This is a genomic window from Pseudomonas sp. MD195_PC81_125, from assembly GCF_014060985.1.
In the GTDB taxonomy this organism is placed as follows: domain Bacteria; phylum Pseudomonadota; class Gammaproteobacteria; order Pseudomonadales; family Pseudomonadaceae; genus Aquipseudomonas; species Aquipseudomonas parakoreensis.
The window spans coordinates 1-5,580 of the sequence record NZ_JABULD010000591.1; the positions used below are offsets into that span (position 1 = coordinate 1).

Below are 5,580 nucleotides of genomic sequence, written 5' to 3' on the forward strand. Positions count from 1 at the left end.
AACTCCAGTGGGCACATATTTTGTGAACATCACAGACCCTGTGGGAGCTGGCTTGCCAGCGAAAGCGTCAGTCCTGTCGCAGTGCGATATCGATCAGCCGATGCAGCTCATCCACCTCCAGCGCCGCCGCCGAAAACAGAATGCGGAACACCACCGGGGCCACCACCAGATTGATCAGATGATCAACGCTCGGCGCCGGCTCATCAGGGTGACGCTCGATGATGGTCTGCAACTGCGCGCCAATGATCGTCACACAATACCCCGGCGTGGCGCTGGCCTGCACGTCGCGCATCATATTGCGCCCCGGCTCCGAACTCATTTCGTCCAGATATTGCTCGGCCCAGGCGCGGATATCACCGCGCAGGTCACCGGTCACCGCCGGTTCGCTGTCCGGGCGCATGCGGGCGAGGGCGACGTCGGCGAGCAATGCTGCCAGATCACCCCAGCGCCGATAGATCGTCGACGGCGTGACCCCGGCGCGCGCCGCGATTTGCGGGACGGTCACGGTGCTGCGCTCCTGTTCTTGCAGAAGTGCGCGGACTGCCGAATGAATCGACTCTTGCACCCGGGCACTGCGGCCACCGGGGCGTAAACCTTCTTTAATAGCCATGCGCCAGACCTTAACACAAAGAATTTGCTTTAAGCCAAAGTCGAGCGCACACTCCGCAAAAAGCAAAAAATTAGCTTTTGCGGAGTGTGCCCATGACCAGCCTTGCTTCCAACCGTGGCAGCCTGATTTTCCTGGCGATCACCTTACTCAGTTTCCTCGCCGCTTCCACGGCGCCGACGCCGTTGTATCACCTGTATCAGGATCAACTGCACTTCTCGGCAGCGGTGCTGACCCTGATTTTCGGCGTGTATGCGCTGAGTCTGCTGGCGGCGTTGTTGACGGTCGGATCGCTGTCCGATCACCTGGGGCGCAAGCCGGTGATTTTCACTGCCGTGCTGCTCAACGCGCTGGCGATGCTGCTGTTCATCAGCGCCGACAGTGTTGCCTGGCTGATCAGCGCCCGCGTGCTGCAGGGTTTTGCCACCGGCATGGCCACCGCTGTTTTGAGCGCCACACTGCTCGACACCGACCGCCAGCAAGGGCCGTTGATCAACAGCGTCGCACCGTTGCTCGGCATGGCGCTGGGCAGTATGGGCTGTGGCCTGCTCGCCGAATTCGCCCCGGCGCCGTTGCAACTGACTTACGGGTTGTTGCTGGCGCTGTTTGTGTTGCAGGCGGTGTTTCTCTGGCGTCTGCCGGAAAGCGTCACCCCGCAAGCCGGGGCCTGGGCTTCGTTGCGGCCAACCCTGCATGTGCCGGTTCAGGCGCGTTCGACCTTATGGCGTGTGCTACCGCTGAACACCGCAACCTGGGCCCTCGGCGGCTTTTTTGCCTCGCTGGCGCCGTCGCTGGTGCGCACCGCCACGGGCTCGACGTCGAACCTGATCGGCGGTGCGACCGTCTCGGCGCTGACCGTGACCGGTGCCGTGATGATTTTCACTTTGCGCAATCGTCCCGCCGGCAAAGCCCTGCAAATCGGCGCCAGTCTGCTGCCTGTCGGCGTGCTGCTGATTTTGCTTGGCGTGCACAGTGCCAGTCTGGCGCTGTTTTTCCTCGGCACACTGGTTGCCGGTTGCGGCTTTGGCTCGGGTTTCCTCGGCGCGGTGCGCAGCCTGGTGCCGTTGGCCCTGCCGCATGAACGGGCCGGTTTGATGTCGGCGTACTACGCGCTGAGTTATCTGGCGTTCTGCCTGCCGGCCTTGTTGGCCGGGCATTTGACCCGCGCCTATGGATTGCTGGCGACCACCGACGGCTACGGCGCCGGATTGATCGTCCTGGCCGTCGCCGCGCTGTTGCTCAGCCTGCGCCCGCAAGCAGTCAAGGCTTGCAGCACTCCATAAACGCGGTGGTTTCAGTTACCTTTGTCCGGCCTTCTTTTCACGGATCGACAGATGAAGATTATCCGCAGCAAGTCGTTCACCGCCGAGCGTGCCTGGGGCGCGCTGGACATCGCCAACATGAACGGCATCACCACACGCCTGCACTGGACCGATCAGCCGTACAAATGGCACATCAACGACGGTGAGGAAGTGTTCGTGGTGCTCGATGGGCGGGTGCAGATGCACTATCGCCAACAGGGCGAGGAAAAGCAGGTGCTACTGGAGGTCGGCGACATTTTCTACGCCTCGGTCGGCACCGAGCACGTGGCACATCCGCAGGGCGCGGCGCGGATTCTAGTGATCGAAAGCGAAGGCAGTGTCTAGACGCTTATCTGCAAAGTAGATAACAGATAGAGAAATTACCCGTTATATAGATATTCGATTCGGTTCTACCATGGACTCAACCTCACCTGAGGACAGGAGTTCATGATGATTTGCCCCAACACTGCCAAACCCGGTATCAAGCCGTTCAGCCAGCTTCAGCATCCGCGTGAAGCGATCCGACAATTCACCCCGAACTGGTTCGCCGCAACCATGGGCACCGGCGTGCTGGCCCTGGCGCTGGCGCAACTGCCGGTGGCGATCCCCGGGTTGCACGCGGTGGCCGAAGGGTTGTGGCTGTTCAACATTCTGTTGTTCACCTTGTTTACCTTCGCCTATGCCGCCCGCTGGGTGCTGTTTTTCGATGAGGCGCGGCGAATCTTCGGTCACTCCACGGTATCGATGTTCTTCGGCACCATACCCATGGGCCTGGCGACCATCATCAACGGCTTTCTGCTGTTCGGCCTGCCCCGCTGGGGCGATGGGGTGATTCATCTTGCCGAAGTGCTGTGGTGGCTCGATGTGGCGATGTCGCTGGCCTGCGGTGTGTTGATTCCGTACATGATGTTTACCCGTCAGGAACACAGCATCGATCAGATGACCGCCGTCTGGCTGTTGCCGGTGGTGGCGGCGGAAGTGGCGGCGGCCAGCGGCGGTTTGCTTGCGCCGCATCTGGCCGATGCTCACGCGCAACTGGTGGTGCTGATCACCAGCTACGTGCTTTGGGCATTCTCTCTGCCGGTGGCGTTCAGCATTCTGACCATTCTCTTGCTGCGCATGGCCTTGCATAAACTGCCGCATGAAAACATGGCCGCCTCGAGCTGGCTGGCCCTCGGCCCGATCGGTACCGGTGCATTGGGCATGTTGCTGCTGGGCAGCGATGCGCCGGCGATCTTCGCCGCCAACGGCCTGTCGGGCATCGGTGAAATCGCTGCGGGCCTGGGGCTGGTCGCCGGCATCACGTTGTGGGGCTTCGGCTTGTGGTGGATGTTGATGGCGCTACTGATCACCGCGCGTTATCTGCGTGACGGCATCCCGTTCAACCTCGGCTGGTGGGGTTTTACCTTCCCGCTGGGCGTGTATTCGCTGGCGACCCTCAAGCTTGCCAGCACACTGAACCTCGGTTTTTTCAGTGTGGTGGGCTGCGTGCTGGTAGCGTTGCTGGCAGTGATGTGGCTGATCGTCGGTAAACGCACCGTGCAAGGCGCGTGGCGCGGTGAGTTGTTTGTCTCGCCGTGTATTGCAGGTTTGAAGAAATAACCTGAAAAGTTTAGGTAAGGTGTGGCCTGGAGCGCCGATCGAGATTCCAATAAGCAGATCCAGGCCATTCTCTACCGACCTCAGGGAAACACGGAAGATGAGTCACCCCTCACAGTTCAACCTGCTTCGCACCCGGCGCTTCCTGCCGTTTTTCATCACGCAGTCGCTGGGCGCGTTCAATGACAACGTGTTCAAGCAGTCGCTGATTCTCGCCATTCTGTATCGGCTGACCATCGAAGGTGACCGTTCGATCTGGGTCAACCTGTGCGCGCTGCTGTTTATCCTGCCGTTCTTTCTGTTTTCGGCGCTGGCCGGGCAGTTCGGGGAAAAATTCGCCAAGGACGCGCTGATCCGTCTGATCAAACTCGCGGAAATCGCGATCATGGCCGTAGGATCGGTCGGTTTCCTCTTCGATCACCTGTCGCTGATGCTGGTCGCGCTGTTCGCCATGGGCACGCATTCGGCGCTGTTCGGGCCGGTGAAGTATTCGATCCTGCCGCAGGCATTGCGTGAGGATGAACTGGTTGGCGGCAACGGGCTGGTGGAGATGGGCACGTTTCTGGCGATTCTCGCCGGGACCATCGGCGCCGGCATCATCATGTCCTCGACCCATTACGCGCCACTGGTGTCGACGGCGATTGTCGGCATTGCCGTGCTGGGTTATCTCGCCAGTCGCGGCATTCCACGCGCTGCCGCAGCATCGCCGGAAATGCGCCTGAACTGGAACATCTTCAGCCAGTCCTGGGCCACCCTCAAACTCGGTCTGGGCCAGACCCCTGCAGTGTCGCGTTCGATTGTCGGCAACTCGTGGTTCTGGTTTGTCGGGGCGATTTACCTGACGCAGATCCCGGCCTACGCCAAGGAATGGATGCACGGCGACGAAACCGTGGTGACGCTGATTCTCACGGTGTTCTCGGTAGGCATTGCGTTGGGTTCGATGCTGTGCGAGAAGCTCTCCGGGCGCAAGGTCGAGATCGGTCTGGTGCCGTTCGGTTCGTTCGGCCTGACCGTGTTTGGCCTGTTGCTGTGGTGGCATTCCGGTGGAATCCCGGAAAGCGTCACCGGCCACAGCTGGATCGAAGTGCTGGGCTTTGCGCATACCTGGGCGGTGCTGGTCGATATTCTCGGACTCGGGATTTTTGGCGGCTTCTATATCGTGCCGCTGTACGCCTTGATCCAGTCGCGCACCGCCGAGAACGAGCGGGCGCGGGTGATTGCCGCCAACAACATTCTCAACGCCCTGTTTATGGTGGTGTCAGCGATCGTTTCGATCGTGTTGCTGAGTGTGGTCAAACTGTCGATTCCGCAATTGTTCCTGGTGGTGTCGCTGCTGAACATCGGCGTCAACGCCTACATCTTCAAGATCGTCCCCGAGTTCAGCATGCGTTTCATGATCTGGCTGCTCAGCCATTCCATGTACCGTGTCGAGCACCGCAACCTCGAGGCGATCCCGGACGAGGGCGCGGCATTGCTGGTGTGCAACCACGTGTCGTTCGTCGATGCCTTGCTGATTGGCGGCGCGGTGCGTCGGCCGATTCGCTTTGTCATGTACTACAAGATCTACAACCTGCCGGTACTGAACTTTATCTTCCGCACGGCGGGGACGATTCCGATCGCCGGACGCAACGAAGACATCCAGATCTACGAAAAGGCCTTCACCCGGATCGCCCAGTATCTGAAGGACGGTGAGCTGGTGTGCATCTTCCCGGAAGGCAAGTTGACCACTGACGGCGAGATCAACGAGTTCAAGGGCGGGCTGACGCGTATTCTCGAAGAAACCCCGGTACCGGTGATTCCGTTGGCGTTGCAGGGGTTGTGGGGCAGTTTCTTCAGCCGCGATCCGAACAAGGGGCTGTTCAAGCGGTTGTGGTCGCGGGTGACGTTGGTGGCCGGTTCGGCGGTGGCGGTGGAATCTGCGGAACCGGCGAAATTGCAGGGGTTGGTGGGGGCGTTGCGCGGGCAGTCAGGTAATCGGTGATAGTGCTGGCCCCATCGCTGGCAAGCCAGCTCCCACAGGTTTTCTGGATTTACACAAGACTTGTGTTCACCGGAGATCCCTGTGGGAGCTGG

5 protein-coding genes are annotated in these 5,580 nt (G+C 60.4%); 4 read left to right on the forward strand and 1 reads right to left on the reverse strand.

What is annotated here, in order from left to right; translation table 11 throughout:
- Nucleotides 1-67: 67 nt before the first annotated feature.
- Nucleotides 68-610 carry a TetR/AcrR family transcriptional regulator gene (locus HT737_RS23950; RefSeq protein WP_047292900.1) on the reverse strand — a complete coding sequence of 181 codons (543 nt, stop codon included), beginning with the start codon at nt 608-610 and terminating at the stop codon, nt 68-70.
- Between the two features lie 92 nt (nt 611-702).
- On the opposite strand from HT737_RS23950, the gene HT737_RS23955 reads away from it, so the two are divergent.
- From HT737_RS23955 to HT737_RS23970, 4 genes are all read left to right on the forward strand, one after another.
- Nucleotides 703-1,890 carry an MFS transporter gene (locus tag HT737_RS23955; protein WP_182404138.1) on the forward strand — a complete coding sequence of 396 codons (1,188 nt, stop codon included), beginning with the start codon at nt 703-705 and terminating at the stop codon, nt 1,888-1,890.
- Nucleotides 1,891-1,941: 51 nt separating this feature from the next.
- Nucleotides 1,942-2,253: a cupin domain-containing protein gene (locus tag HT737_RS23960; RefSeq protein ID WP_182404139.1), complete on the forward strand. Its 312-nt coding sequence runs from the start codon at nt 1,942-1,944 to the stop codon at nt 2,251-2,253.
- A 105-nt stretch (nt 2,254-2,358) separates the two neighbouring features.
- On the forward strand, nt 2,359-3,510 hold the full coding sequence (locus HT737_RS23965; protein ID WP_121184430.1) for a TDT family transporter: 1,152 nt from the start codon (nt 2,359-2,361) through the stop codon (nt 3,508-3,510).
- 97 nt (nt 3,511-3,607) lie between these two features.
- A complete protein-coding gene (locus HT737_RS23970; protein WP_182404140.1) occupies nt 3,608-5,488 on the forward strand; it encodes an MFS transporter in 1,881 nt (626 codons plus the stop codon).
- The last annotated feature ends 92 nt before the right edge of the window (nt 5,489-5,580 follow it).